The following is a 26267-nucleotide window of genomic DNA, read 5'->3' on the forward strand; positions in this document are numbered from 1 at the left end:
TGTCCTACATAAGAAGAACACCGTTCTACATCCGAGTCAAGGGTTTTATAGAACACGGTTCTAGTAGAGTGCGGGCATGTCCTCCGCCAACACCGCGGGGCGTCGTACGCCCGCAGCCCAGATCAAGTCGTCGCTCATCACGGCCGGCCGCCGGATCCTGGAGGAGAAGGGACCGAACGGGCTCACCGTGCGCGACGTCGCCAAGGCCGCGGGTGTCGCACCGATGGGCGTCTACAACCATTTCGACGGCAAGGACGGACTGCTCGACGCCCTGGTCACCGATGGTTTCCGTGAGTTCGGCGAGATGACGGCGGCCACCGACAGCGATCCGACCGAACGGCTGACCGCCGCCGGTGTCGCATATCGCGCGTTCGCGCTCGCCAATCCGACGGTCTACTCGCTGATGTTCGGCGGGTTCTGCAAACCGGACGACGAGGTGGCCGATCGAGCGTTCGAAGGTCTCGTCGAGATCGTGCGGTACGGTCAGGTGGGCGGCATCATCGTCGACGGCGACCCCGCATCGATCGCGATGCAGGTGTGGTCGTGCGTACACGGCGCCGTGAGTCTCCAACTCGCATCGGGATTCCCGAAGAGAATCGAGCTGGACGAGAACTACGACAACGTGATGGCGATGGCGCTCCGCGGTCTCGCGCCGACGGCCTGAAACGACTCGGGCACTCGAAACGACCTCCGCGGTCGTTTCGAGTGCCCGAGTGCGATCAGCCGATCAGAATCAGAGGCTGATCGGCGTCCCGTCGTAGAGGACGTCGAAGAACTGGGTGGCGACGAGCGTCTCTCCCTTGTCCTTGTCCATGCCGAGAGACTTGCGGTACGAGTAGATGTGCTGCAGCGACAGCGCCTGGTACAGCAGCGGAAGCAGGTCATGCTTGCCCGCGTACACGTCCGACGACCCCTTCGCCGCGTGCAGGTCCTCCTTGAGCTTGGACGGGTGCAGGAAGATGTCGCGTACGACGGCCGATTCGACGGCCTTCTTGCGACCGGCCGGGACCACGACCAGCTCGCCCGGATCGAACATCGCGGTGTCGAACTCCTCGGCGGTCGCGATGGTGCAACCCGCCGTGGGACGCGGGTTGCACTCCACCATGTAGTGAGTGCCGTCGTCGGTCTTCATGTAGTCGAAGCTGAGCTGGCCGTGCCAGTTCAACTCCTTCGCGATCTTCTGAGCGGCGGCGAGCGCCTCGGGTGCGTCGATCGACTCGTAGACGATGCCTCCCCGGCCGTCGATGGTCAGCGCGTGCTCGTAGGTCGAATGCAGAACCACTTCACCGTGGTGCACGACGCTCCAGCTGCAACGGTCCACACCCTCCAGGTACTCCTGCACCATCCACGGATCGTCGACGGTCGGCGCGATGTCGTTCACATCGCCCTCGCCGGCGAGCGGCCCCGTGTTGGTGATGATGTCCATGCCGCCGCGGCCGTAGGCCGCACGTGCGAACCAGTGATCCCACTGCTTGGTCGCCTCGATGAACTCTTCGTGAGTCGTCGCCGTGATCGGCTCGGCGACGGGGAGTCCGAGCTGCTTGCACAGCTCGGTGAACGACACCTTGTCGTGCACCTTGAGCAGAGTCTCCAGATCAGGGAAGAACAGTTCGGCGTTCGGGTGCGCCGCCGCGATCTTGTCGCGCCCGGCCGCCAGGTAGAAGACCTCCTCGAACATCGGCACCAACCAGTTGGTGGCGTCCTCGCTCATCAACTCGATCACGGTGTCGACGAAGGCCGCGGGCTCCTGCGTCGGCGGCGGGGTCACCTCGTGTCGAGCCGCACCGCGGCCGTGCATGCCCGGTGACGCCCGGAAGCTGTCGGTGGCGAGCACGTGCCGTCCGGCCTGGCCGAATTTGCGGATCTCGTCCACCGCGAACGGCATCCGAGAGGTGGTGGCGAGAATACGGGGTTCAGCTGGCTTCATAGGCCAAACAGTATCGACGTAACCCGACTTTCCGCCCGTCTGGCACAGCGAGCACGTCTCGGTTGGCACAGACTGGTTCCCGTCTGGCACCACCTGGTCGCCGAACGTCTCGGCGGCTCACGCCGCGGCGTTGGCCCGGGCGATCTCGGCGAGCGGATACGGTGCGTGCTCGGGGATCCAATGTCCGACGTCGGGCAGGACGTGAAGCTCGTACGGCGCATCGACGTATCGTTCGACGAGGTCGGCGCCGCGACGGGCCAGCGCTGTGTCGGCCGCGCCCCAGACGTGGGCGGTCGGCACCTCGATCCGGGCGCGCATCGCGGCCATCGGCAGGAACGGCATCGCGCGGTACCAGTTCAACGCCGCGGTCAGGGCGTCGGCGTCGACGATCTCCCGATGCACCGCACTGATCTGTTCGGGATCCATGCCCGCCGACTCCAGCACCCTGTTGAACACCAGCGGAGCGCGCAGAGCAAGCGCCTCGGTGGCCGCCGGGACCTGGAAGGCCGCCATGTACCAGCTGCGTGCGACCTGATCGCTGCCGAGCATGGATCGCACGAAGGCGCCCGGGTGCGGCACGGACACGGTGGTGAGAGTCCGCACGAGATCCGGCCGAAGCGCGGCCAGACTCCATCCGATCAGCGCGCCCCAGTCGTGGCCGAGCACATGGACGGGCTTGCCGCCCGATTCGTCGATCAGCGCGACCACGTCTTCGACGAGTTCGGGCAACCGGTACGCCCGGCGGCCGTGGGGACGAGCACCGGGCGAGTATCCGCGGAGATCAGGAGCCAGTGTTCGGTACCCGGCCGTATTGAGCAGCGGCGACGTGTAGCGCCAGCACCGGGAGGTCTGAGGAAAGCCGTGCAGGAGCACGAACGTGCCCTGGTCCGGGTCTCCCTGATCGATGACGTCGAAGGTCAGACCTGCGGATTCGAACTGTTGCATGGGGCTGCTCCAAACGTGTTCGAGAAGTTCTCGCATAGAATTGACTTTTGAGTAGGTTAAGCAGCGCAGATCTATGTGTCAATAGTCGATGTAACGGTTTGGGCGCTGGTGTCTGCGGACGCGACCACGCGCTCGGGTACGGTGTCCACGTGGATAAACGCAGGTCAGGAAGCAAAGGGGTGCCGCGCGCCGAGCGCGAGTCCCAGATCCTCGACGCTGCGCGTTACGAGTTCGGGACTCGCGGCTACGCGCTGGTGCACGTCGCCGACGTCGCCGCGCGCGCGGGCATCTCCAAGCCTCTCGTCTACGAGTACTTCGGTTCCAAAGAGGGCCTGCACGCGGCGGCCTGCGCTCTCGCGGGCGCTCGTATCGTCGACGGCATCGCCACCGCGATGACGTCCTGGGCCGACGAACCGATCGACCGCGGGATCGCGGTCCTGCGCGCCGTCTTCGCCGCGCTCGCCGACCGTCCGCACGACTGGAACGTGGTGTTCGACTCCTCCCTGCCTCGCGGCTCCGACGTCCTCGAGACGGCCAAGACGTTTCGCCGTCGGCTCGTCGGCCAGGCCGCGCACGGAATCGGATCGTCGTACGGCGCGGCGCTGTCGGATCCGCTCGATCTGTCCGCGCTGGTCCGCATGTGGACGGCGACCGTCGGCGCACTGGTCGACTGGTGGCTGCAGTATCCGGAGACCACACCCGACGAGATGGCCGCCCGCACCGAGCGGATTCTGCGCGCGCTGCAGTCACCCGGCTGATCGGCGGGCGGAGGGCGCGCTCACCGAGTCCTCGCGCGTCATCGACGGCCGATGAGGTATCGCGCGGTGACGGCCACCCCTTCGTCCGAATCGTCGGCCAGCCGGTTCAGCGCGGATGCCGCCGCCGGACCAACGATCTCGCCGAGCGCCTGCGCGATCCGGCGACGCACCGCCGCATCCGATCCCAGCCGCTCGACCACCGCCGCGACGATCATGTCGGCAGCGCCGTCCGCGGCGATCACGCCGAGCGCCTCCCCCGCGTCGACGTCGGCGACACCGTCCACCACCAGATCGATCAGCGCGGGGACCACATCCGGGTCGCCGCGGTCGGCCAGCCCGAGGACCGCACGGCTTCGCACCGTCGGATCACCGTCGGCGACAGCCGATCTCAACGCGACGACGGCGCGCTCCCCCGGCGTCTCGACGAGCACCGACACGGCTCGACGCCGCACCTGCGCATCACGGTCGGCAAGCGCGGTGATCAGGACCGACGTGGGGTCGTCGCCCGATCTGGCCAGAGCCCACCGCAGCGCACCCGCGACGTTGAGATCGTCCTCGTCCAACAGGGCGCGTGCGAGACGCTCGCCCGACATCGCCTCGGCCGACAGCGCCGCCCGCTGACGACTGGACGCGTCCCCCGACTCCAGCCCCGACAGCAGTGCCACCACCTCGAGGACCTGCTCCCACCGGTCGGCGCCCGCGTCGGCGACCGTCCGTAGGCGCGCGAGCAGGTCCTCCTCACGCGCGATCCGCGCCCGGGTCCTCACCTCCAACTCGGCGACCATCTCCCCCGGCGCGAAGTCCGGATCGTCGAGCGCCTGGCCCACCTCTTTCAGCGAAAGCCCCAGTGCGCGCAGGCTCTCCACATGGAAGATGCGGACGATGTCGTCGGCCGAGTACTCCCGGTACCCGGCCGACGACCGACCGCTGGGAGCCGCCAGCCCCACCGCGTCGTAGTGGCGGAGCATCCGCGCGCTGACCCCCGACCGTCGCGCCACTTCGCCGATCCGCATGGCGGTCCTCACTCTCCGAGCGCAGCCACCCGGCGCGCCTGCTCGACGTCGAACACGAACGCCGACTCCGGGTCGGCGATCACCTGTTCGGTCGCGACGGCGTGTCCGCGGATCACGGGATCCGCCGAACGAGCGGCCCGGTGGACGACGGGCAGCGCCGCCTCGCCGAGCTCGACGAACGCACGGCTCAGACTCCGATGCAGGTCACCGTCGCCGCGGCCGAACTGCGTCGCCAGTATCTCAGCCAACGCGGCCTCCCCGCCACGGGGAACGAGAATCACCGCGGCACGCCACGCGCTGCGCGCGACCTCGTCGTCGGCGTCGGTCAGGAGTTCGCGCGTCACGGACGGCCAGGCCGCGGCGGACCCGATCTTCGACAGCGTGTGCAGCGCCTGACTGCGCGCCTGCGGGATCGGCGAGTCGAGCTCGGCGATCAATGCGGGCACCGTCGACGAGGCCGGCTGCCGGGTGATCGCCCAGGTCAACATGTCCCGGACATAGAAGTCCGGCTCGACGCGGCACCGTCGCAGCAGGGCGTCGAGCAGTCGTGCGTCGGGTTCGGTGCCCGCTGCGAGCGCCGCCCGCAGCCTGATCGCCGTCGTCGGCGCGGCGAGCGCCGCCTGTAGCCCGGCGATGTCGTATCGGGTCATGGTGACCACCTCCTGACCACCATTCGACGGGTTGTCACAGTGTGAAGGTCAAGGCCGTTCCACTGATTCGCGGCGAACATCCGGCCATACTGTCCGAATGGGACATCGCATCGTCGCGCTCGCCACGGCCGTCGCCCTGGCGCTCCTGCTCGCGCCCGCAGCCACCGCCGCCCCGACGCCGAGTGCTCTCCCGGACGACTTCCTGTGGGGTGTCGCATCGTCGGGATTCCAGTCGGAGGGCTCCTCCCCCGACAGCAACTGGACCCGCTACGTCCGCGCGGGAGAGACCGACGACGCGATCGGTTCGTCGGTCGACTTCCGGCACCGCTACCGACAGGACGTCGCACTCGCCGAGGACCTCGGCGTGACGGTGTACCGGGTCGGTATCGAGTGGGCACGCGTCGAGCCCCGACCGGGAGCGGTGGACCAGCGCGAACTGGCCTACTACGACGATCTGATCGCGAGCATCGTCGATGCCGGAATGAAGCCGATGATCACCCTGGATCACTGGGTGTATCCGGGCTGGATCGCCGATCGCGGGGGTTGGGCGTGGTCGGGGACCCCGACGGCCTGGCTGCGGCACAACCGGATGATCGTCGACCGCTACGCGAAGTACCACCCGTTGTGGATCACCATCAATGAGCCGACCGTGTACCTGGAGAAGGAGCTCCAGCACGGCGGCATCGGAGTCGGCGACGTTCCGACGATGATCGACCGACTCGTCCGCGTTCACCGCGCCGTCTACGATCACATCCACCGCCGCGACGCGAACGCGATGGTCTCGTCGAACATCGCCTACATCCCGACCGTGGAACCCCTCATCGATGCGGCGATCGCGGACCGGATGGCCGACAAGCTCGACTTCGTGGGCGTCGACTACTACTACGCCGTGTCGCCGACCGATCCGAGCGCGATCAACGCCGCACTCGGCCGCATGTGGGACGCGTCCATGGCCGCGGACGGCCTCTACTACGCCCTCCGCGACCTGCACCAGCGGTTCCCCGGCAAACCGCTGTACGTGGTGGAGGCCGGACTCGTCACCGAGAACGGCAAACCACGACCCGACCGGTACCGCCGCGCCGACCACCTGCGCGACCTCGTCTACTGGATCCAACGGGCCCGCGGCGACGGAGTTCCGGTGATGGGCTTCAGCTATTGGTCGCTCACCGACAACTACGAGTGGGGCGACTACGCCTCCCGGTTCGGCCTGTACACGGTCGATGTGAAGACCGATCCGAGCCTGACCCGCACGCCGACCGACGGTGTCGCCGCCTACCGGAAGATCACCGCGCGGAACGGCGTCGGGCCGTCGTACCGGCCGAGCCGTCCCGCGCAGTGGTGCTCACTGGTCGCCGCGCCGGACAGCTGCGCGCGGCCGGTGCGCTAACCCTTCGGCGAGCGCCCCGCCTCCTTCAATGCCAGACGCAGGGCGTATTCGAGCTGGGCGTTCACGCTGCGCAGATCGTCGGCCGCCCATTTCGCGATCGCGCTGTGCACGTCCGGATCCAAGCGCAGCAACACCTTCTTGGGAGCACGCTTGGCCGGACGTTCGCCGGCGGCGGTCATGCGTACAGCGACCCCGCGTTCACGACCGGCTGGGTGGCGCGGTCGCCGCACAGCACGACGAGCAGGTTCGACACCATGCCTGCGCGCCGCTCCTCGTCGAGTTCGACGACCCCCTGCTCGGACAGTCGGTCCAACGCCAGACCGACCATGCCGACGGCGCCTTCGACGATCTGCTGGCGGGCGGCGACGACCTGCGCGGCCTGCTGGCGCACGAGCATCGCCTGCGCGATCTCCGGCGCATACGCCAGATGCGTGATTCGTGCCTCGATGACCTCGATGCCCGCGGTCGCCGTGCGTTCGCGCAGCTCCTCGGTCAGCTCTTCGGCGACCGTCGCACCGTCGCGGAGGCTGGTGCGATCCTGCTGGTGCGCATCGTACGGGTGGATGGTCGCCAGGTGCCGGACGGCCGCCTCCGACTGCGTGGCGACGTACTGCTCGTAGTCGTCGACGGCGAACGCCGCCTTGAAGCTGTCGACCACGCGATAGACGACGACCGCCGCGATCTCGACCGGATTGCCGTCCGCGTCGTTCACTTTGAGCATCTGCGTCTCGAAGTTGCGGACCCGCAACGAGATCGACTTCTTGTCCGACAACGGCACCAGCAGCGAGAATCCCGGCTGGTTCACCGATCCGATGTAGCGGCCGAAGAACTGGATCACCTTGGCCTCATTCGGGCCGACGACGGTCAGCCCGGTCAGTCCCAACAACGCCGCGACCCCGATCAGGATCGCGACGACGGCCAGGGCGACCCAGCCGGCCGATCCACCGTCGGACAGCATCGCGATCGAGGCGACGGCCGCGACCGCGCAGACGACGATCAGTACCAGCCCTCCGAGCAGACCGAAGAATCCGTTCGTCCGCCAGGCCTGACGTAGTTCCATGACGCTCCCCTAACTATCGAAGTGATATCACTACGGTATCAGCTTCGCACCGCCGCCACCCGCTGGCCGATTCCGACCAGCGGGGAAGGGAGCGACCGGTAACCGGAGTCAGGACGAGCGCGCCGCCTTGGTCATGCGCCGGGTACCGGACTTCACCTTCCACGACTGCGCGTAGCGCTGCCCGGTCCGGCGATCGGCGAGGTCGTTGACGAAGTACCAGTCCATCTGCGCCGCAGCGGGGGTCACGGTCATGACGCCGTACCCGTGGTCGTCGGTGTTGACCCAGCGGGTGTGGTGATTGGTCACCTTGATGGCTTCGGCGGCGACGTCGCCCACCGTGTGCGGGGGGACGTCGAGGATGTCGTCGATGTTGTTCGACGTGACGGACGGGACGACGAACTCGGTGGCGACGGTGCCCGCTGCCGGATAGTTCGCCGGCGTGCGCGGAATGTCGTTGGCCCAGGACATGTGGATGTCGCCGGTGATGAACACGACGTTCTTCTTGCCGGCGTGGTCGATCGCGTCGAGCAGTCGCTTGCGGTCGGCGACGTAGCCGTTCCAGTCGTCGCCGCCGAAGGCGACACCGTTCTCCGGGATACCGATGAGTTCGGTGAGCGGCTTGGTGGTCTTCGGATCCAACGGCGGGATCAGGAACGGCGAGATCATCACCGAGTTTCCGATGATCTGCCACTTCGCGGTCGACGACGCGATCCCGCCCTGCACCCAGGCCATCTGCTTCGCACCCATGATGGTGCGCGACGGGTCGTCGGACTGACGCGAGAACTGGTCGGCGGAGATGTCGCGGTAGGTCCGCAGGTCGAGCATCGACAACTCGAGCAGCTTCCCGTACGCCAGTCGGCGGTAGATGTGCCGGTTGTCGGCGGACACCACGGGCCGCACCGGCATCCACTCGAAGTACGCCTGGTCCGCGTGCGCCTTGCGCGGCGCCCACGGCCCCTGCGACGGCTTGTGGTTCTCGGCGCCGTGCGCCCACTGGTCGTTGGCCGCCTCGTGGTCGTCCCAGGTGACGATGAACGGATGCCTGCCGTGCACGGCCTGCGTGTCGGGGTCGGACTTGTACTGGCCGTGGCGGATCCGGTAGTCCGCGAGGGAGACGATGTCGTGCGCCGGGGAGTGTCTGCGGACGGCGCCGTTCTTTCCCCCGTACTCGCCGGGGCCGTACTCGTAGATGTAGTCGCCGAGGTGGATCACCGCGTCCAGATCACTGCGACCGGCGAGGAACCGGTAGCTGCTGAAGTAGCCGGCCTCCCAGTTGGAGCAGCTCACGACGCCGAACCTCGCTTCGGCGACATCGGCGCCGGCGGCAGGCGCGGTCTTGGTCCGACCGATCGGTGACATCGCACCGGCGGCGGGACCCCCGGTCACGCGGAAGCGGTAGAAGTAGACGGTCGCCGGGCCCAGGCCCGTCGCGTCCACCTTCACGGTGTGGTCGCGGCCGGCGTCGGTCGAGGTCGATCCGGACGCGACGATCTCGTCGAACGAGCGCGCGGTCGCCACTTCCCAGGTCACCGTCGAGGCGCCTCCGCGGCCCGATCCGGGGGTCGCGTCCGGCGACGGCGTGACGCGGGTCCAGAGGATCACGGCGCCGGACAGCGGATCGCCCGAGGCCACACCGTGGCGGAACGCGGGCGACGCGGCGTCGGCCGAACCCGCGCGAGCGACGAGCGGCAGTCCGACGGCGAGCGCACCGGCGCCCGCGGCACCGATGAAACCGCGGCGGGAGAGTGTGACAGGGGTGGGATTCTCAGACATCGCCGCTCACCGTTCCACACCCCGATGACTCGTCGGTGAACGGTGAACGAACCTCTGATGCCGCCGAGTACCCCTGGTGGACAACGAATGTTCAGAAGACCGTGCCAGTATCGATCGCATGATCGAGAACAGCCCCGAATCGGTCGGAACCACGCCGAACCGTCGAACCTTCCTCGCCGGAGCGGCGACCGTCGCAGGCACGGCCGCCGTCCTGGGCGCATCCGGAACCCTTGCTCCGGAGGCGTCCGCGGCCGCACGCTTCCCCCTTCCGAAGAACGCGGACCGACTGCGAGTCCTGGTGACCGGCGACGCGGGCACCGGCGACCAGGCGCAGTACGCCGTGACCACCGCCGCGCGGAAGCTGCACGCCGCCGCACCGTTCCACATCGCGCTCGGACTCGGCGACAACATCTACGAGAGCGGCCCGAACGGCCCCGACGACGCCCAGTTCCACGCCAAATTCGAGAAGCCGAACGCCGGCTTGGACTTTCCGTGGCTGATGGCCCTCGGCAATCACGACAACACCGCGATCTTCCCCGGCGACGGCGGCTGGCTGCTCCGCGGCGACGACGAGGTGAAGTACCACTCGCGGTCGCGGCGCTGGTACATGCCGTCGCGGTTCTACTCGGTGGATCTCGGCGTCGCCGAGTTCTTCATCGTCGATCTCAACCCGCTGGCGGCCTACATTCCACCGTTCCTGTCGCCGGAGTGGGAGCCGGGTGGACACTACATGACCCGTCAGGCGCGCTGGCTCGACAAGGCTCTCGCGTCGTCGAGTGCCACCTGGAAGTTCGTCTGCACCCATCACCCGTATGCGAACAACGGACCGCACGGTCCGGCCGGCGACTACGACGGCCTGCCCGCGCCGCTCGACGGCGCGGCGGCCAAGACGTTCGTCGAGAGGCACATCGCCGGACGCGCGCAGTTCCTGTTCTCCGGCCACGACCACAGCCAGCAGGTCTTGGAGAACGTCCCGGGCCTGCGCGGCACTCGCCAGATCGTGTCGGGGGCGGCCGCCAAGACGGTGAACAAGGCGTCGTCGAAGCGTTTCCGCGCCCGCTACGAGAACCTGCGCGAGCGCGGCTTCATGGCACTCGACATCACCGAGTCGGCGGTCGGCCTGACCGCGTACGAGGTGTCGCCGGGATCGGGTTCGAGGAAGACGTTCGAGACGACCTACCGACGCTGACTCCCCACACCACGAGCCAGGCGCTCATCCCGCCGACCTGGATCCGCTGGGCCAGACCGAGGAGATGATCGCCGTCGAGCCGATCGGACACGAGCATCCAGCCGGTGCTGAGTGCGACGACGGCGAACACGAGGGCACCGGCGGTCGCCATCGGCGGCCATGCGCCGTCGCGCACGGCCGCCCACGTCGTCGCACCCATCGTCACGAACAGCGCGAACACGGCGAGTGCGCTGGTCACCGCGTGCACGACCGGGACCGCGTCGAGGGGAGACAGCGCGTCGGCCACCGTCGCTGCACCGAAGCAGCCGACGGCGACCGTGGCGATCCGTGCTGCGACGCCCGGCGTTCGCGGCGACCGCTGAAGCAGCATCGCGGCCGTGATCACCAGGACCCCGGTGACGATGTCGCCGTACTCGTACGCCTGATGCCACGGCACACCGGGCTCCTCCAACTGTGACAGGAAGGTGCGGAACCGGTCGAGCCCGGACGGCTCGATCAGGTCGAGCACCCACGACGAGTACGTGATCCCGCCGACCGCCAGGGCGACGGCCGCCGCCCACGCCCCGATGCGAGTGCGGCCGCCCCGCGATCCCCATGCCATCTGACGATTATCACCGAGTTCCGCCGGGTACCGGCGCCGTGCCGCGCCGCGGCGGCACGAGTCCTGCTCGCGCATGGGCGACGACGATCTCCGTCAGCGCGGTCACCAACGACGACCGCAGCTTCCAGTACTGCCAGTAGAGCGGGATGTCGATCGGTCGGCGAGCGAGCGGCACCAGGTCGGCACCGGTCCGCGGATCGGCGATCTCCACTTCCGGCACAGCGCCCCAACCGATTCCCGCCTGGATGGCCCGCCGGTACTCGGCGGCCGCGGGAACGTAGGTCACCGGCGGCGAGATCGGCTCGGCGACCAACCTGTTCAACGCCTTGAGCTGCAGATGGTCGTTGTGGTCGAACATCACCATCGGCGCGTATCGCATGTCACGCGCTCGGACGCCGTGCGGCAGCCAATGATCGATGAACGCCCGCGAGGCCACCGGGAAGTAGCGCAGCGAGCCGAGTCGCACCGTCTCGCAGCCGCGTACCACGGTCGGCTCGGACGTCACCGCACCGACCACGTCGCCCGAGCGAAGCATGGCGGTGGTGACGGACTCGTCGTCGCGATGCAGATCGACGTTCACCGGATGCGCGGCGTGGAACTCGGCGATCACCGGCAGGAACCAGGTGGCGAGGGAGTCGGCGTTGCACGCCACCTGCAGGTCGACGCGCGGCAGTCGACGTGGATCCAGGTCGTCGTCGTGAGCGATGCCGGTCAGTTCGCCCTGCGCTTCGGCGACGAGAAGAGACCACTGCTCGCCGAGGCGCGCCAGAACCTCGCCGTCGGCCGTCGCGGTGACCGGTTTGACACGGCGGACCAGGATTCTGCCCACCGAGTGCTCGAGCGCCTTGATCCGTTGACTCACCGCGGACGGCGTGACGTGCAACGATGCCGCCGCCGCTTCGAAGGTGCCTTCGCGTAGCACCGCAGTGAGGGTCAAGAGGCTCTCCGCCGAGACGTCCATGCCGGTAATCACAATTAGAGATTCTAAACTTTATGAAGGATCACTATCTGGACTAAGTATTTTCCTCTTCTTAACGTCGGTGGACGTGACCACCACTCTGCTTCTCGCCGCGCTCACCGGACTCGTCACCGGCGCCGGCCTCATCATCGCCATCGGCCCGCAGAACGTCTTCATCATCAGGCAGGGCATCAGCGGCGCGCACATAGCACCGGTGATCGCGGTGTGCGTGGTCTCGGACATCGTCCTGATCAGCGCGGGAACCCTCGGTCTCGGTGCGGTCGTCGCCGGACACCCGGCCATCGTGAGCGTGGCGAAGATCGTCGGCGGGGCGTATCTGATCATTCTCGGAGCACTGGCCGCCCGGCGTGCGTGGCGCCCCACCGCGACGTCGATGACCAACGACGACCCGTCGCGCACACGGGGTCTGTGGGCCGCGCTCGGCACCGCCCTGGCCCTCACCTGGCTCAATCCGCACACCTATCTCGACACCGTGTTCACGCTGGGCTCCATCGCGAACAGCCACGCCGACGCCCGCTGGGCCTTCAGCATCGGCGCCTGCGTCGCCAGCCTGATCTGGTTCCTGGCGCTGGGGTTCGGTGCGCGGAAGATGGCTCCGATGTTCGCCTCGGTGCGCGCCTGGCGACTGCTCGACGGCGCGATCGCCGTCGTCATGGCGGCCCTGGGCATCGGCCTGATCGTCATGAGCTGATTTGCAAATCGTGCGAGAGTGATTGCACCGCACCGAATACGCGCAACGAGGAGTGCCGATGACGGACGACCGCACCGAGATGATCGACGTCGGAGACGATGTGCGGATCGCCGCATGCCGGACCGGCGACGGCCCCGCCGTCCTGCTGTCGGCGGGCCTGGGCATGCCCGCGGCCACCTGGCAGTTCAGCGGTCTGCCCGCCGCTCTCGTCGATGCGGGATTCTCGGTCGTCACATACTCCGCGCGCGGGGTGTCGCCGTCATCGGCACCGCCCGCCCCGTACTCGGTCCACGACATCGCCGCCGACGCCGCGGAAGTGCTCGACCACTACGGCGTCGACGAGGCGGTCATCGTCGGCTACTCGATGGGCTGCTACGTCTCGCAGGCGCTCCTGGACGTGTGGGGCGGCACGGTCCGCGGGCTCGCGATGGTGGCCGGGCTGCGGTCGTCGACGATCGGCGTCGTGGTCAATCGGATGGAGCTCGAACTCATCGAGACGTTCGGCCACGTGCCCGCATCGGTCTCGCTGTTCGAGCAGCTGATGACCACACCGTCGCCGTCGATCCTCAAAGACGATACGCAGGTGGCGAATTGGCGCGCGATGCTCGACGGCGCGAGCGACGAGGCGTGGACGTCGATCGACGGTCTGCACGGCTGCACGCGCGCCTCGTACGACTGGATGAGCGCGGGCGAGCCGACCGTGGAGCGACTCGAAGCCATCACGTGTCCGACGCTCGTCGTCGGTTTCGGCGACGATGTGTACTTCCCCGCGACCGGGTCGGCCGAAGCGGCCTCGCACATCCCGAACGCGACCTGGACGCTCCTCGACGGCCCCGGCCACGGCGGCCTGATCTTCGACCCCGAACACCGCGCGACAGCGGCGGTGACGGAGTTCTGCCGAAGCCTGTAGCCCCCGACCGGCTGGACGACTCCGCTAGATCGGCCGACCGTCCCACTCGTGGTCGTGCATGAAGCCGCCGTCGAGACCGACGCGGTACTTGCGGGCGTCGTTCGCGATGTAGGCGTAGGCGAGCGGCATCAGCAGCCCCGGCTTCGGGTCCTTCTTACTGGCGATCACGTCGTCGGCCTTGCGCATCTCGGCGAAGAACTTCCGGAACGTGTTGTTCGGGTACGAGCTCTTCTTCCAGCCGTAGATCGCCATCCCGGCGCCGATCATCGTGGTATGACCCTTCGGCGGGGTGATCAGCTCGGTGTTCTCGCCGAAGAACGCGCGGTCCACCCGGTCCTCGTCCTTGAACATCATGATTCCGCTGGTACCGCGCGGGTTGCACTCGATGGTGACCAGACCGCGTTCGGGGTTGTCGATGAAGTCGAGCCCCATGTGTCCGGTGAAACCGACCTCCTTCACCAGGCGGCGGGTCCACTCGACGATTCCGGGATGCTCCACCTGCTCGAAGGTCAGACACGAGCTGCCGCCGATCGCGTAGGCGACGGGATAGGTGGCGTGCGCGTACATCTCACCGTCGCGGCACACCGAGTACGTGCAGTAGCGGTCGCCCTCGAGCCACTCCTGCGCGATCCACGGATTGGTCGGATCGTAGGTGAGGTAGCTCAAGTCGTCGCCCGGGTACGCCTTGTAGACCTTCTGCGAACCGCGTGAGTACGCCTGTTTGACGGCGAACGGCGTCGTGAAGTCGTTCGCCGCGGCGACGGCGTCCTCCGGTGAGGAGATCTCCCGGAACTTGAGCGTCTCGATGCCGCGGTCGACGAGCGCCTGCTGGTAGGAGAGCTTGTTGTGGAGCATCTCCTCGATCTCGAACGACGAGAGGAACAGCTCGCACGTTGCCGGGAAGAGTCCGGCCATCATCGCGAGGATGTCGGTCTCCTCGTGGATCGGGATGACGATGTCGACCTTCTCGCGTTCGACGATGGCCGCGAGTTCCCGGCAGTACTCCTGCGGCTTGTACTTGGGCGGGCTGACCCGGTGGAACGCCGTCGTGGCGTTCGACCACTTGGAGACCCCGCCCCTCATGCTGTCGACGACCGTCACCTGATGACCGGCCGCGGCCATACGACGGGCCAGGTTGAGGGTCAGAAACGACCTTGCGAACGTAATCAGCACATGTTTGCGCGCACCAGAGACCACTACTACAGAGTAGACACAGGCCGGTACCGGCCGTGTACGGTATTCCTTCGAGTGTTCTCCAAGCCAGCTGAATAGGAATCGGGTTGTTCGCAATCGGCGTCATCGCTGCGGCTATGGCCGCCGTGGCGTACGGGGTTTCGACCGTTTTGCGCGCTCTGGGCGCACGGCGGGTCGCCGTCGAGATGCGAGAGGACGGCAGAACCGGCGCAGACTCGGCGGCGGCGCCGTCGGTCGGTTCGACGATGTCGACCATCGTCGATCCCGCGTTCATTCTCGGCACCCTCATGGTGATCGTCGGTTTCGGCGGCGGCGCGCTCGCCGCACGGTTCCTGCCGTTGTTCCTGGCGCAGTCGATCGTCGCCGCCAATCTCGTGGTCACCGCACTGCTCGGCACCCTGTTGCTGAACATCACCCTCCACACTCGCGACTGGGTCGCCATCTGGCTGGTGGTGCTCTCCCTGTTCATGCTGGGCGTCTCGTCGGCTCCGCATGCCAACGACTACGCGGAGCGCAGCTTCCACTGGGAACTGTTCGGGGCGACGATCGTGGTGGCCGCCGTCGCCCTGGTCGGCGTGTACACGTTCGGCAAGTACGCGGCGGTCGTCGGCGGCGCGGCCGCAGGCCTGTTGTTCGGCATCATCGCGGTGTCGGTCCGCATTCTCGACGGCATGAATCCGTTCGATCTGGCGGCCCTGCTCACCGATCCTGCGGCCTACGCGCTCGCGGTGGCGGGTGCGGTCGGCTTCTACGTGCAGACCGTCGCGCTGCAGGTCGGCGCGGTCAACGGCGTCACCGCGCTGCTGGTGACCGGTGAGACGGCGCTGCCGAGCCTGATCGGCGTCGTGTTCCTCGGTGACATCGCCCGTCCCGGCATGGAGTGGCTGGCGATCGTCGGGTTCATCGGCGCGGTGATCGGCGCGGTCCTCGTCGCCTGGTACTCCACCGGCGACCCCGATCACTTCGGCGAGGCACCGCCCGAGAAGGGCGGCTGGCGCCGCGGCCGCGAAGAGACCGACGACGCCTCCGCCTGACGCGGCCCTGCCGGTCGAGCCCGTCGACTCCGCTCCGGAGAGCCGAAGTCGAGACCGTCAGTCCCGCGCCGGACTCGACGCCTGCGCCCAGAACCTCTTCGGAATCCGTCCGGCTCCGGCCGCGAGACGACCGCCGAGAACGGCGTGCCGCATGGCCGCGGCCATCGCCTCCGGGTCGTTGGCCCGGGTCACCGCACTGGCCAGCAGTACCGCGTCGCATCCGAGTTCCATCGCCAGCGCCGCGTCGCTGGCCGTGCCGATACCCGCGTCGAGCACGACGGGGACGCTCGCCCGGGCCACGATCATCTCGATGTTGTGCGGGTTGGCGATTCCCAGACCGGTGCCGATCGGCGAGCCGAGCGGCATCACGGCCGCCACCCCGACGTCTTCGAGACGCTGCGCGAGGACCGGGTCGTCGTTCGTGTAGGCCATCACGTCGAATCCGTCGTCGACCAACGCATCGGCGGCCTCGACCAGTTCGAGCGGATCGGGCAGCAGCGTGTGGTCGTCGGCCACCACCTCGAGCTTCACCAGGTTCGTCTCGACCGCCTCGCGACCCAGCTGCGCGCACAGCACCGCCTCGGCCGTCGTATGACACCCGGCGGTGTTCGGCAGCACCGCGATGTCCAGGCGACGCAACAGATCCAGGACCCCGGTGCCCGACGCCGGGTCGACGCGACGCATCGCGACGGTCGTCAGCTCGGTGCCGGAGGCGACCAGGGCGCGTTCGAGGACGGCGAGGTTCGACGCCCCGCCGGTGCCGGTGATCAGCCGTGAGGTGAACTCACGACCGGCGACGACGAACTTCTCAGCCACCCTGCACCGCCGTCAGGATGTCGATCTCGGCGTACTCGCCGATCTCCTCGGCCCAGCGCGTCTTGGGGCGGACCACGCCGTCGACCGCGACGGCGACGCCCGTGTCCGGGAGCCCGAGGTGCTCCAACAGACGCGGGACGTCGACGGGGCCGTCGATCCGGATGTCGTCGCCGTTGACGGTGAGTTCCATGTCAGCCTTCTCTCTCGGGGTGGTTCAGGAGTTCTCGGATGCGGGCCGCGGTCCACGGCGACAAGGCGATCCCGTTGCGGCCGTGCCCGGTCGCGATCAGAATCCGCTCGTCGACGCGCCTCACCACCGGCACGCCGTCGACCGACGACGGGCGTATCCCCGCCGCCGCCTCGGCCAGCTCGTAGGTGCTCAGCCCGGGCATCACGGCGATCGCATCGGCGAGCAGTTCGGCGACGCCGATCGCCTGCGGGGCCCGGTCGTCGGGACCGAGGGCCTCGTACTGGGTGGCGCCGACGACGACGCCGTCGGCGCGCGGGACCAGATAGATCGGCCGCCCGTGGCGTCGCCCGCGGATCACGTGGGTCGGCGGCGGCACCGACCAGCGGGTACGCCGCAGGCGCAGGATCTCGCCCTTCTCGCCGCGGAGCGGCACATCGGCGCCGACGAGGCCGGCCAACGCGGTGCTGCCGAGTCCGGCGGCGATGAGGACCTGGTCGCCGGTGAGTGCGGTCGGATCGTCGACGGTGTCGGTGACGATCGTGCCGCCCGCCTGCTCGAATCGTCGGGTCAGCGCCGCGAGGAGCAGCCGATTGTCCACGGCACCTTCGCCTTCGGCGAGATAGCCGCCCGCCGTCCCGCGCGCCAGCGCCGACTCGTGGCGTCGCAGTCGATTCCCGGTGCATCGCGGCAGATCGACGTCGGGCATGCGGCCGCGGACGAAGCGCACCTGTTCGTCGAGGTAGGCCAGATCGGTCGACGACACCCCCAGCAGGATGCTGCTGTCGGCGGTCCTGACCGCCGGATCGCCGAGTCTGGTGAGGAAGTCCGGCCAGAGCGCCGCCGACGCCGCGGCGACGTCGAGGAGTTCACCTTCGCCGGGATGTCCCTCGCCGAAGCAACCGAGCATCCCGCCCGCCACGTGAGCAGCACGTCGACGAGCGCCGGCGTCGTACACGGTGACGGTCCATCCGTCGTCGGCCGCCGCCAGCGCGCACGCCAGTCCGACCACCCCGCCGCCGACGACGGACAGTTCACGTCTCACAGAAATCGTTTCCCTTCGCCGGCATTATCCGGATCAGGTCAGACGGTCAGCGACGGTCCGTGTCGCACTCTCAGCCCGGCGCCGGCGGACTCCCGTGTGTTGTCTCGTTCACGATCAGCTTACCGTTGCTGTCATGAGCGACTCCTCCCGCACCGCGATCGTCGACGCCCGCCTGTACCTGTGCACCGATGCCCGCCGCGAGCGCGGCGACCTTCTCGAGTTCGTCGCCGAGGCCGTCGCGGGCGGGGTCGACATCGTCCAACTGCGCGATAAGGGATCGGCGGGCGAGCAGCGGTTCGGCGAACTGGACGCGTCGGCGGAGCTGGAGATCCTGGCTGGACTGCGCGAGGTGGTCCACGCCGGCGGCGCACTGCTGTCGGTGAACGATCGCGCCGACATCGCGCACGCCGCGCGCGCCGACGTGCTCCACCTCGGCCAGGACGACCTGCCGCCGTCGGCCGCCCGCGCGATCGTCGGCCCCGAGGTGGTGATCGGCCGGTCGACACACGACGCCGACCAGATGCGCGCCGCGGTCGCCGACCGCGACGTCGACTACTTCTGCACCGGCCCGCTGTGGACGACGCCGACCAAACCGGGCCGCGCGGCCACCGGCCTCGATCTGGTCCGCGCCGCGGCCGCCGAGGCGAACGACAAACCCTGGTTCGCGATCGGCGGCGTCGACCTGGAACGAGCCCCCGAGGTCGTCGCGGCGGGAGCGACACGGATCGTCGTCGTCCGCGCGATCACGGCGGCCGACGATCCGCGAGCTGCCTCTTCCGCACTGCGCAGGGCGGTGCTATCGTGATCGCCACTATGACGTGGAAGCTTCTCGTAACCCGCCGCAGCGGGGTCTGATTCGACCGACCCCCCGCTGCGGGTTCGTCGTCTCTCCACTTCTTTACCGTCGGTCACCGAATCTTCGACCGAAATGAACCGACGTGATGCACTCCATTCAGTTCCAGCCGTCAACCTGTATCCGTGACGGGCACGGCGACCACCGTTCCGGCCGATCCTCGGTCGGCCGCCGGATGCCCGCCTGGTTTCCTCAGGAGGCGGCCACGATGACCACGGCACACTTCGACACGACCTACGCCCCGACCGGTTCCATCTCCCTGCAGGCCTTCTCGATCGAGCCCGCCCGAGCCGACGCCGTCCACTGCACCGCGCGCGTCCAGATCTCCTCGCGCACCGTCAGTCTGGAGGCCACCGCATCCGGCGCCATCGGCGCGATGACCTCGATGCTCTACGATCTCGGCGCGGGCGTCGAGATCATCTCGTTCTCGCAGCAGGTCGACGAGGACGAGGTCACCACCTACCTGCTGTGCGAGGCCGACGGCCGCCGCGGCTGGTCGTACGGGATCGGCCGCACAGCCGACGAGTCCGCCGTCTCGGCGTTGATCTCGGGGGCCAATCAGCTCGTCAACGACGGCGCGCGAAAGGCCCCGTGAGACCCGTTCGCGCGCACGCGTCCGGGACCCGCTCAGCCGAGTCGGTCCACCAACCCCGGCCACGCGGCGGCGAGCCCCGGATGCAGCGGAAGCTCGGCCACGTCGGCGGCACGGACCCAGCGGAGTTCGGTCGACTCGCCGTTCGGCGTGGTCGCGATCCGCGACGCGGCGCGGGCGAGGACCGTCGTATAGGTCCAGCCGCTCGACGCACGGTGCGTGACGACCGAGTCGACGACGTCGAGTTGGTCCCCGGTGATGCCGGCCTCCTCGAACGCCTCGCGGACGGCCGCCTGCTCGACGGTCTCGTGCGAGTCGCGGGCTCCGCCGGGCAACCCCCACGTTCCGCCCTGGTGCGACCAGACCGCGCGGTGTTGCAGAAGCACCGCGACCCCGTCGTCGGCGACGGCCGTCAACAGGAGTCCGGCGGCTCCGTGCCGTCCCCAGTACCGTTGACCGTCGGCGTCGAAGACCCAGCCGTCACCGTCACCCTGCACGCGGACCTCCCACTGCACTGACCTTGAAGAAGTACGCCGCCGGTCGGCTCGCGGCGGCTCGACACTCACCGTACCGGGTGTTGCCCGTCACCCGCAGGCGTGCGGACTAGGCTGGGGGTCGACCCAAGCGAAGGGAAAGTCGTGGCCGGGCAGGTTTCGGGTGTGCGCTCCGCGCTCACGCATGCCGGTCGCACGGTGATCCCCGAACGAGGCGGCCCCGGACCCACTCTCCGGCAGGTGATCGCCGACCGTCGAGAACTCGCGGCGATGACTCGCGAACGGGTCAGTTCTCCGCTCGTGGCGTTCCGCTTCTATGCGACCACGACGCCCGGGAAGCTCGTCATCATCCTGTTGGCGATGGTGCTCGCCTGCACACTGACCGGTTGGTACGCGTCGTCGGCGTCCACCACGCGCAGTCAGACGCTCGCATCGCTGATCGATCGCAGCGAGCCGCAAGCCGAGGCGGCCGAGACGCTGTACAGCTCCCTGTCGGTGGCCGACGCCTCCGCGAACTCGGCGTTCATCTCCGGCGGTCGCGAATCACCCTCTCTGCGAAAGAGTTTCACCGACTCGATCGCGAGCGCATCGATGGCGTTGATCGCGGCGACGGACGGCTACCGGGAAGACGCGTCCGCGCACACCGTCGACGAGGAGGGCGCACGCGCCGACCTGAACACCCTCGCGGTCAAGATCCCCGAGTACACCGGTCTCGTCGAGACCGCGCGCACCAACAACCGTCTGGGCTATCCCGTCGGATCGGCGTATCTGTCCGTGGCGTCGACACTCATGCAGGACACGATTCTTCCTGCGGCGCAACGCCTCTACGAGCAGCGTTCCTCGGCCATCTCCGAGCCCCAACGAACACTGACCGTGCCGCCGTGGGGCGTGTACGTCGCGCTGTCCCTCATCATCGGCATGCTCCTCACGACCAGCCGGTATCTGGCCCGCCGTACCCGCCGCCACTTCAACATGGGTCTGCTCGCGGCCCTGACCGCATTGGTGCTGGGGACCGTCTGGCTGTTGGTCTCCGGGCTCACCTCGGTCGCCGCGGCGAACACCGCGAAGGTCTCCGGCGCGGATCCGCTGCACACGTTGACCAGCATGCGCATCCTCACCCAACAGGCCCGGTCGGCCGAGACGTTGTCGTTGGTCCGGCGCTCCGATCCCGGTGAACTGGACCGGACGTTCTCCTCCGCGATGGACCAGATCGTCGACCGCGCCGAATCGCTCCAGCGGGATTCCGATCTCGACAAGCAGTACGGCATCACCGATCCCCTCGACGAGGTGAAGTCGGCCGTCGAACGGTGGCGGTCGGCGCACTCCGAGGTCGGCAGGCTGCTGACGGCGGGCGATTTCACCAGCGCGCGAGCGCTCACCGTCGGCGACGGCTCGATCAGCACCGCCACCGGATACGAGGAGGCGAACACCGCGCTGGTCGCCGCGATCGCCGACGCGCGGAATACGTTCCGCACCAACATCAACACCGCCCAACAGGTCCTCGGATTCACCGGCACCGGCATCGCGGTGCTCTGTTTCGTCGCGGCGGCAGCCGTGTTCGGCGGCCTGTTCCCCCGGATTCGGGAGTACCGATGAGACGTCGACTCGCCGCCGCGTCGTGCGCCGCCCTTCTCACCGTCTGCCTGGCCGCCTGCGGCTCCACCACCCCGAGCACCGGCAATCCGCCGACCACGACCGCCCAGGTGCCGCTCCCCCCGAACGTCTCGTTCGAGAACTCCGTCGACGGCCCGGATTCGCCGACCGAGTCGACCGACTGCGATATGGCGAGCCTGCGACCGGACGCGTCGCTGCCCGTCCCGGGCCGGATGCCGCCCCGCACGGCGATGGCAGACATCCTCCAGCGCGGGCGACTGGTGGTCGGCACCGACCTCGGTTCGAATCCGCTGAGCTTCCGCGACCCGCTGACCGGCGACGTGGTGGGGTTCGACGTCGACGTCGCGCACTGGATCTCCGCTGCCATCTTCGGCGATCCGAACCGGATCGACTATCGGATGGTGTCGACGGACAACCGCGTCGAGGCGTTGGCGACCGGGGCCGTCGACGTCGTCATCAAATCGATGTCGATCACGTGTGAACGGATGGCGTCCGTCGCCTTCTCGACACCGTATTTCGAAGCGTCCCAACGGATCCTCGTCTACCGCCATTCGGGGATCGAGAGCGCGGCCGATCTCGCGGGCAAGCGGGTGTGCGCCACGACGTCGTCCACCTCGCTGAGCCGCGTCCGGCATCTGGCGCCGAAGGCCACGTTCGCGACCACGGTCAGCTGGGCCGACTGCCTGGTGATGATGCAGCAGGGTCAGGTGGACGCGATCACGTCCGACACTCCGATCCTCGCGGGCATCGCCCAACAGGATCCGTGGGTGCAGGTGGTCGGCGACAGCCTCGGCGACGAGTACTACGGCGTCGGCGTCGCCAAGAACCATCCCGAACTGGTCCGTTTCATCAATGGAGTACTCGCACAACGTCGGGCCGACGGCAGCTGGCAGAACTCGTACCAGCGGTGGCTGTCGGTCCTCGGCCCCGGCAGTCCACCCCCGTACACCTACCGCGATTGACACCATGACCGACAAGCCAACCTCCCCCACCCACCAGGCCGAGACGATGCCGACCGTCGACGACGACGGGCCCGCGACTCAGGCGACTCAGGTCGGCACCATGCCTGCGGCCACTCAGGCCACCGACGGAGTGTCGACGGTCGGCACCACACCCGCCGCGACCGGGACGCAGGCCACCCAGGTGCGGCGACTCTTCGAGGACATCGCCGCATCGCGGCGCAAGGTCCGCAAGGGGCCGTCGCACATCCACGACCGGCGGCTCGGCAGCGGTCTGGTGCAGCTGCCCGACGTCACCGACATCGATCCGGCCGACGCCGTGCTGGCCAATCCGCAGATCGTCGAGTCCAAACGCACCTGTTGGCAGTGCGGTGCAGAGGTCGGCCGACGCTCCGGCCCGGGAAAGGGCCCGCTCAAGGGGACCTGTCCGAACTGCGGTTCGCGCTATTCGTTCGTGCCCGGGCTGGCGCGCGGCACGATGGTCGCCGACCAGTACGAGATAGCCGGTGCCATCGCGCACGGCGGCATGGGGTGGATCTATCTCGCGGTCGACCACAACGTGTCCGATCGGCCCGTCGTGTTGAAGGGTCTGTTGAACTCGTCCGACTCGCAGGCGCAGGCGGTCGCCATCGCCGAGCGGCAGTTCCTGGCGTCGGTGAACGACCCGGGCATCGTGAAGATCTTCAACTTCGTCGAGTGGGCCGACGACGACGGCCGACTGTTCGGCTACATCGTGATGGAGTACGTCGGCGGTCACACGCTCAAGCAGCTGACGACCGGTCCCTCGGGCAAGATCAAGCCGATGCCCGTAGAGCAGGCCATGGCCTACATCCTCGAGGTCCTCTCGGCCGTCGGCTATCTGCATTCGGTCGGGCTGGTCTACAACGACGTGAAACCCGACAACATCATGATCACCTCTGATGACGTGAAGCTGATCGACCTGGGCGCGGTGTCTGCGATCAACGGGTACGGAAGACTGTACGGCACACCGGGATTCCAGGCACCGGAGATCACCGAGACCGGACCGCAGGTGGCCACCGACATCTATTCGATCGGTCGGACGCTGGCCGTGCTCACCGTCGACATGCCGATGGAGGACGGCAGGTACCTGGACGGGCTGCCCGATCCGGACACCACCGCGGTGTTCGTGGAGAACCCGTCGTTCTACTTCCTGTTGCACCGCGCGACGTCGCTCGATCCGACCGAGCGATTCGAGTCCGCGGAGGAGATGACGGCGCAAGTCCTCAACGTGCTGCGCGAGACCGTCGCCCTGCACACCGGTGTGCCGCGGCCGTCGTTGTCGACGGTGTTCACCCCGCAACGCTCCACGTTCGGCACCGAGCTGCTGCTGGCGCCGGTCGACGGGTTCTTCGATCCGAAGGACGCCGCGATCCACGACCCCGCCGACATCGCGCGGGCGTTGCCGGTGCCGCTGGTCGATCCGACCGATCCTGCTGCGAACGTCCTGACGTCGGCGGCGCTGTCGTATCCACGACAGACGCTGGACACCATCAAGGCGGCACGCGCCGAAGGCTTCTCGACGCTCATGCCTGCCGACAAGGTGCCCTATCCACGGCAGAACGCCGAGCATCCGTCGCTGGAGATAGACCTCGCCGAGGCGCGCGCCCATCTCGAACTGGGGAATCTCGACACTGCTCTGGAGCTGCTGCGCGAGGTGGCCGACAATCACGGCGAGTCGTGGCGACTGCACTGGTTCCTCGGCATCTGCGCGCTGCTGAACGCCGAACCGGAGCTGGCCTTCGAGCGCTTCCACGAGGTACTCGAGGCGCTGCCCGGCGAGGTGGCGCCCAAGCTGGCCGTCGCAGGTACTGCCGAGCTGATCGGCTACTGGCTGTCGGCCGAGGGCTACTCCACCAATGAACAAGCCGCGCAGGTGGAACGCTGGTACGACATCGCCCGTCAGTCGTACCACGACCTATGGCTCACCGACCACTCCATCGTCACCGCGGCGTTCGGATATGCACGCATGCTGTTGGCCGAAGGAGAGATCGAGCAGGCCATCGAGCCGCTCGACGAGGTTCCGATCACCAGCCGTCACTACGGGACGGCGCAGATCAGTGCGATTCTGGCACTCGTGCACGGGCGGCCGCCCGGGGCGGTGACCCAGGACGAGTTGTTCGAGGCGGCGACCCGCTTCAACCAGATCGGCACTGACGATCCGCGTCGTCGCCGGTTGAAGCTGATCGTGTTGGGCAGCGCACTCGGCTGGATCGACGCGCACCCCGAGCAGGGCGAAGGCGAAGACTTCCTCGGCTTCCCGTTCACCGAGCCCGGGTTGCGCGCAGGCACCGAGCGGTCGTTGCGTGAGCTGGCACGGGCCACGCGCGACAACCGTGCGCACCGCTTCCTGCTGGTGGACCTGGCGAATCTGGTGCGGCCGGCGACCCTGTTCTGACGGCGACCTGTTCCAGTCGGATCGCCCCGCCGCGATATCAGAACCGCAGGTCGATGGTGTCCGCTCCCGTCACCGACACCGCCGCCAGCGAGGTCGGTGTGATGCCTCGCCGGAACCTCGCACTGATTCCGGTGACGTTCTGTCCCGCCGCGAGCCGCGCTGCCTGCCCACGGGTCAGGTCCAGATCGGCGACGGCGATACGGCGCAGGTGATCGTCGCCGTTCATGTCGGTGGACGATGTCTTCATCGACAGGACCGCCCGCGCCCCGTCGACCCTGATGATCGGATCGGCGACAGCGATCTCAAGCAGGTGGAATCGCGTGTAGACGACGACGGTCCCTCGGTAACGGAGCTCGCCCCGGCCGTTGCGTATCGTGTTGTCGGTCAGCTCGAACGACATCCGGTCGGCAGTGTCGACACCGGCACCGCCCGTTCCCGCGAGGGCGCCCTGGGTCGCCTCGATCGCGGCCGGCAGCGTCGACGACCAGCCCCAGACCAGGTTCTTCGGCGCCGGCACGGGCGTGTTCGGCCCGGGCGTGGTCGAGTAGTCGAGCGGGACGAACTTCTCCTGCGCCGCATTGACCGCATTCGCCGCACCGTACGTGTATACGCCCCAGCGCTTGTCGGCCGGGGTCTTCTCCGGCGTCGCGAGGGTCAGGCGGGCGGTGAATCGTCCCCGCGCGTCCAGCCTGACCCACTGCTGCTCGACGGTGCGTCGCAGGTCGAACGGGACATCGGGAATCTTGTTCAGTGCCGACTCAGACAGCGCCCACTTGGTCTTGCTGCGGACTTCTGCGCGCGATGACGCCGGAGCGTTCTTCGACGGCTGCCAGGTCGGCGCGAAGCCGCCGAAAGTGACGAAGGTCCCGTGCGGGACGCCCGGCGGGACGGGCACCGGGAGACCCGAGGTGTTCGCGTTCGGATCGAAACCCGTCCCCTTCACGACGATCTGATCGCCCGGGTGCAACTCGACGCCACCGGCCGGGGTCACTCCGTCGGCGAGGTACACGCTGATCGCGGGCCGGAAGCGATCCGCAGCGGCCGGTCCGGTCGCGACGGCGCCGCCGACGAGCGCGACGACCGTGGCCAGCAGGAGGATGAGGAGACGGCGCAATCCAGACATGAGCAGAGCCTAGCCTGTGTACCCGCCTGGTGATCAGAGTCTTCGGTCCCCAGTCCG

At 68.2% G+C, this 26267-nt stretch carries 27 protein-coding genes and 1 riboswitch; of the genes, 12 read left to right on the forward strand and 15 right to left on the reverse strand.

Features of this window, described 5'->3' with window-relative positions; all coding sequences use genetic code 11:
* The first annotated feature begins 76 nt into the window (after positions 1-76).
* Complete coding sequence (locus tag BKA16_RS01555; RefSeq protein ID WP_183368915.1) at positions 77-664, forward strand: TetR/AcrR family transcriptional regulator; 588 nt, start codon at positions 77-79, stop codon at positions 662-664.
* 69 nt (positions 665-733) lie between these two features.
* On the opposite strand, the gene BKA16_RS01560 is transcribed toward BKA16_RS01555, so the two are convergent.
* Positions 734-1927 (reverse strand): ATP-grasp domain-containing protein, encoded by a 1194-nt coding sequence (locus tag BKA16_RS01560; protein ID WP_183368916.1) that lies wholly within the window; start codon positions 1925-1927, stop codon positions 734-736.
* A 117-nt stretch (positions 1928-2044) separates the two neighbouring features.
* Complete coding sequence (locus BKA16_RS01565) at positions 2045-2872, reverse strand: alpha/beta fold hydrolase (RefSeq protein ID WP_183368917.1); 828 nt, start codon at positions 2870-2872, stop codon at positions 2045-2047.
* 149 nt (positions 2873-3021) lie between these two features.
* On the opposite strand from BKA16_RS01565, the gene BKA16_RS01570 reads away from it, so the two are divergent.
* The gene (locus BKA16_RS01570; RefSeq protein ID WP_343067238.1) at positions 3022-3630 is read left to right on the forward strand and encodes a TetR/AcrR family transcriptional regulator; all 609 of its coding nucleotides are present in this window, start codon (positions 3022-3024) and stop codon (positions 3628-3630) included.
* 38 nt (positions 3631-3668) lie between these two features.
* Here BKA16_RS01570 and BKA16_RS01575 read toward each other — a convergent pair whose 3' ends face one another.
* Both BKA16_RS01575 and BKA16_RS01580 read right to left on the reverse strand, forming a co-directional pair.
* The gene (locus tag BKA16_RS01575) at positions 3669-4643 is read right to left on the reverse strand and encodes a HEAT repeat domain-containing protein (protein ID WP_183372824.1); all 975 of its coding nucleotides are present in this window, start codon (positions 4641-4643) and stop codon (positions 3669-3671) included.
* Between the two features lie 8 nt (positions 4644-4651).
* The gene (locus BKA16_RS01580; protein ID WP_183368918.1) at positions 4652-5293 is read right to left on the reverse strand and encodes a HEAT repeat domain-containing protein; all 642 of its coding nucleotides are present in this window, start codon (positions 5291-5293) and stop codon (positions 4652-4654) included.
* Between the two features lie 97 nt (positions 5294-5390).
* Between BKA16_RS01580 and BKA16_RS01585 the strand changes: the two genes are divergently transcribed.
* Complete coding sequence (locus BKA16_RS01585) at positions 5391-6680, forward strand: family 1 glycosylhydrolase (protein ID WP_183368919.1); 1290 nt, start codon at positions 5391-5393, stop codon at positions 6678-6680.
* Here BKA16_RS01585 and BKA16_RS01590 read toward each other — a convergent pair.
* The 3 genes from BKA16_RS01590 to BKA16_RS01600 form a co-directional block, all read right to left on the reverse strand.
* On the reverse strand, positions 6677-6859 hold the full coding sequence (locus BKA16_RS01590) for a type II toxin-antitoxin system antitoxin (protein ID WP_183368920.1): 183 nt from the start codon (positions 6857-6859) through the stop codon (positions 6677-6679). The two genes, BKA16_RS01585 and BKA16_RS01590, sit on opposite strands and share 4 nt — an antisense overlap.
* Positions 6856-7740, reverse strand: coding sequence for an SPFH domain-containing protein (locus BKA16_RS01595; protein ID WP_183368921.1), 885 nt, complete (start codon positions 7738-7740; stop codon positions 6856-6858). The genes BKA16_RS01590 and BKA16_RS01595 overlap by 4 nt, the downstream gene beginning before the upstream one ends.
* A 108-nt stretch (positions 7741-7848) precedes the next feature.
* Positions 7849-9513, reverse strand: coding sequence for an alkaline phosphatase D family protein (locus BKA16_RS01600; RefSeq protein ID WP_183368922.1), 1665 nt, complete (start codon positions 9511-9513; stop codon positions 7849-7851).
* Between the two features lie 118 nt (positions 9514-9631).
* Between BKA16_RS01600 and BKA16_RS01605 the strand changes: the two genes are divergently transcribed.
* Positions 9632-10702: a metallophosphoesterase gene (locus tag BKA16_RS01605; RefSeq protein ID WP_183368923.1), complete on the forward strand. Its 1071-nt coding sequence runs from the start codon at positions 9632-9634 to the stop codon at positions 10700-10702.
* On the opposite strand, the gene BKA16_RS01610 is transcribed toward BKA16_RS01605, so the two are convergent.
* Both BKA16_RS01610 and BKA16_RS01615 read right to left on the reverse strand, forming a co-directional pair.
* A complete protein-coding gene (locus BKA16_RS01610) occupies positions 10614-11303 on the reverse strand; it encodes a DUF998 domain-containing protein (protein WP_183368924.1) in 690 nt (229 codons plus the stop codon). The genes BKA16_RS01605 and BKA16_RS01610 overlap by 89 nt on opposite strands.
* A gap of 10 nt (positions 11304-11313) precedes the next feature.
* Entirely contained in the window at positions 11314-12264 is a 951-nt protein-coding gene (locus tag BKA16_RS01615; protein WP_183372825.1) for a LysR family transcriptional regulator ArgP, read from the reverse strand.
* Between the two features lie 79 nt (positions 12265-12343).
* Between BKA16_RS01615 and BKA16_RS01620 the strand changes: the two genes are divergently transcribed.
* The gene (locus BKA16_RS01620) at positions 12344-12973 is read left to right on the forward strand and encodes a LysE/ArgO family amino acid transporter (protein WP_343067239.1); all 630 of its coding nucleotides are present in this window, start codon (positions 12344-12346) and stop codon (positions 12971-12973) included.
* 58 nt (positions 12974-13031) lie between these two features.
* Positions 13032-13883 (forward strand): alpha/beta fold hydrolase, encoded by an 852-nt coding sequence (locus BKA16_RS01625; protein ID WP_183368926.1) that lies wholly within the window; start codon positions 13032-13034, stop codon positions 13881-13883.
* 24 nt (positions 13884-13907) lie between these two features.
* Here the strand turns inward: BKA16_RS01625 and BKA16_RS01630 are convergent, their stop codons facing one another.
* Entirely contained in the window at positions 13908-15080 is a 1173-nt protein-coding gene (locus tag BKA16_RS01630) for an ATP-grasp domain-containing protein (RefSeq protein WP_183368927.1), read from the reverse strand.
* Positions 15081-15163: 83 nt separating this feature from the next.
* Between BKA16_RS01630 and BKA16_RS01635 the strand changes: the two genes are divergently transcribed.
* Positions 15164-16111: an EamA/RhaT family transporter gene (locus BKA16_RS01635; protein ID WP_183368928.1), complete on the forward strand. Its 948-nt coding sequence runs from the start codon at positions 15164-15166 to the stop codon at positions 16109-16111.
* 57 nt (positions 16112-16168) lie between these two features.
* Here the strand turns inward: BKA16_RS01635 and thiG are convergent, their stop codons facing one another.
* The 3 genes from thiG to BKA16_RS01650 all read right to left on the reverse strand — a co-directional run bounded on the left by thiG (position 16169) and on the right by BKA16_RS01650 (position 18159).
* Positions 16169-16927: a thiazole synthase gene (thiG, locus tag BKA16_RS01640; RefSeq protein WP_183368929.1), complete on the reverse strand. Its 759-nt coding sequence runs from the start codon at positions 16925-16927 to the stop codon at positions 16169-16171.
* Positions 16920-17117, reverse strand: a complete 198-nt coding sequence (thiS, locus tag BKA16_RS01645) for a sulfur carrier protein ThiS (protein WP_183368930.1) — start codon at positions 17115-17117, stop codon at positions 16920-16922. The genes thiG and thiS overlap by 8 nt, the downstream gene beginning before the upstream one ends.
* Position 17118: 1 nt before the next feature.
* Positions 17119-18159, reverse strand: a complete 1041-nt coding sequence (locus BKA16_RS01650; protein WP_343067240.1) for an FAD-dependent oxidoreductase — start codon at positions 18157-18159, stop codon at positions 17119-17121.
* Positions 18152-18265, reverse strand: a riboswitch (TPP riboswitch). (Overlaps the previous gene by 8 nt.)
* Before the next feature lie 27 nt (positions 18266-18292).
* Between BKA16_RS01650 and thiE the strand changes: the two genes are divergently transcribed.
* On the forward strand, positions 18293-18964 hold the full coding sequence (gene thiE, locus BKA16_RS01655; RefSeq protein WP_183368931.1) for a thiamine phosphate synthase: 672 nt from the start codon (positions 18293-18295) through the stop codon (positions 18962-18964).
* Between the two features lie 256 nt (positions 18965-19220).
* Positions 19221-19607 (forward strand): hypothetical protein, encoded by a 387-nt coding sequence (locus tag BKA16_RS01660; RefSeq protein WP_246371565.1) that lies wholly within the window; start codon positions 19221-19223, stop codon positions 19605-19607.
* 32 nt (positions 19608-19639) lie between these two features.
* Here the strand turns inward: BKA16_RS01660 and BKA16_RS01665 are convergent, their stop codons facing one another.
* Positions 19640-20101, reverse strand: coding sequence for an NUDIX domain-containing protein (locus BKA16_RS01665; RefSeq protein WP_183368932.1), 462 nt, complete (start codon positions 20099-20101; stop codon positions 19640-19642).
* A 141-nt stretch (positions 20102-20242) separates the two neighbouring features.
* On the opposite strand from BKA16_RS01665, the gene BKA16_RS01670 reads away from it, so the two are divergent.
* Genes BKA16_RS01670 through BKA16_RS01680 form a run of 3 tightly spaced genes read left to right on the forward strand, consistent with a single transcriptional unit; the run spans position 20243 to position 25087 of the window.
* On the forward strand, positions 20243-21694 hold the full coding sequence (locus BKA16_RS01670) for a hypothetical protein (RefSeq protein WP_183368933.1): 1452 nt from the start codon (positions 20243-20245) through the stop codon (positions 21692-21694).
* Entirely contained in the window at positions 21691-22674 is a 984-nt protein-coding gene (locus BKA16_RS01675; RefSeq protein ID WP_183368934.1) for a glutamate ABC transporter substrate-binding protein, read from the forward strand. The genes BKA16_RS01670 and BKA16_RS01675 overlap by 4 nt, the downstream gene beginning before the upstream one ends.
* Positions 22675-22720: 46 nt before the next feature.
* Positions 22721-25087 (forward strand): serine/threonine-protein kinase, encoded by a 2367-nt coding sequence (locus BKA16_RS01680; protein WP_246371909.1) that lies wholly within the window; start codon positions 22721-22723, stop codon positions 25085-25087.
* Between the two features lie 37 nt (positions 25088-25124).
* Here BKA16_RS01680 and BKA16_RS01685 read toward each other — a convergent pair whose 3' ends face one another.
* A complete protein-coding gene (locus tag BKA16_RS01685; protein ID WP_183368936.1) occupies positions 25125-26210 on the reverse strand; it encodes an HtaA domain-containing protein in 1086 nt (361 codons plus the stop codon).
* Between the last annotated feature and the right edge of the window lie 57 nt (positions 26211-26267).

Source organism: Gordonia humi (genome assembly GCF_014197435.1).
Taxonomy (GTDB): domain Bacteria; phylum Actinomycetota; class Actinomycetes; order Mycobacteriales; family Mycobacteriaceae; genus Gordonia; species Gordonia humi.

Bases quoted from the DNA above. Each gene is read 5' to 3' on its own strand.
- BKA16_RS01555 (WP_183368915.1), top strand. From the start codon at position 77: ATGTCCTCCGCCAACACCGCGGGGCGTCGTACGCCCGCAGCCCAGATC.
- BKA16_RS01560 (WP_183368916.1), bottom strand. From the start codon at position 1,927: ATGAAGCCAGCTGAACCCCGTATTCTCGCCACCACCTCTCGGATGCCG.
- BKA16_RS01565 (WP_183368917.1), bottom strand. From the start codon at position 2,872: ATGCAACAGTTCGAATCCGCAGGTCTGACCTTCGACGTCATCGATCAG.
- BKA16_RS01575 (WP_183372824.1), bottom strand. From the start codon at position 4,643: ATGCGGATCGGCGAAGTGGCGCGACGGTCGGGGGTCAGCGCGCGGATG.
- BKA16_RS01580 (WP_183368918.1), bottom strand. From the start codon at position 5,293: ATGACCCGATACGACATCGCCGGGCTACAGGCGGCGCTCGCCGCGCCG.
- BKA16_RS01585 (WP_183368919.1), top strand. From the start codon at position 5,391: ATGGGACATCGCATCGTCGCGCTCGCCACGGCCGTCGCCCTGGCGCTC.
- BKA16_RS01590 (WP_183368920.1), bottom strand. From the start codon at position 6,859: ATGACCGCCGCCGGCGAACGTCCGGCCAAGCGTGCTCCCAAGAAGGTG.
- BKA16_RS01595 (WP_183368921.1), bottom strand. From the start codon at position 7,740: ATGGAACTACGTCAGGCCTGGCGGACGAACGGATTCTTCGGTCTGCTC.
- BKA16_RS01600 (WP_183368922.1), bottom strand. From the start codon at position 9,513: ATGTCTGAGAATCCCACCCCTGTCACACTCTCCCGCCGCGGTTTCATC.
- BKA16_RS01605 (WP_183368923.1), top strand. From the start codon at position 9,632: ATGATCGAGAACAGCCCCGAATCGGTCGGAACCACGCCGAACCGTCGA.
- BKA16_RS01610 (WP_183368924.1), bottom strand. From the start codon at position 11,303: ATGGCATGGGGATCGCGGGGCGGCCGCACTCGCATCGGGGCGTGGGCG.
- BKA16_RS01615 (WP_183372825.1), bottom strand. From the start codon at position 12,264: ATGGACGTCTCGGCGGAGAGCCTCTTGACCCTCACTGCGGTGCTACGC.
- BKA16_RS01625 (WP_183368926.1), top strand. From the start codon at position 13,032: ATGACGGACGACCGCACCGAGATGATCGACGTCGGAGACGATGTGCGG.
- thiS (WP_183368930.1), bottom strand. From the start codon at position 17,117: ATGGAACTCACCGTCAACGGCGACGACATCCGGATCGACGGCCCCGTC.
- thiE (WP_183368931.1), top strand. From the start codon at position 18,293: ATGAGCGACTCCTCCCGCACCGCGATCGTCGACGCCCGCCTGTACCTG.
- BKA16_RS01660 (WP_246371565.1), top strand. From the start codon at position 19,221: ATGACCACGGCACACTTCGACACGACCTACGCCCCGACCGGTTCCATC.
- BKA16_RS01675 (WP_183368934.1), top strand. From the start codon at position 21,691: ATGAGACGTCGACTCGCCGCCGCGTCGTGCGCCGCCCTTCTCACCGTC.
- BKA16_RS01680 (WP_246371909.1), top strand. From the start codon at position 22,721: ATGCCGACCGTCGACGACGACGGGCCCGCGACTCAGGCGACTCAGGTC.
- BKA16_RS01685 (WP_183368936.1), bottom strand. From the start codon at position 26,210: ATGTCTGGATTGCGCCGTCTCCTCATCCTCCTGCTGGCCACGGTCGTC.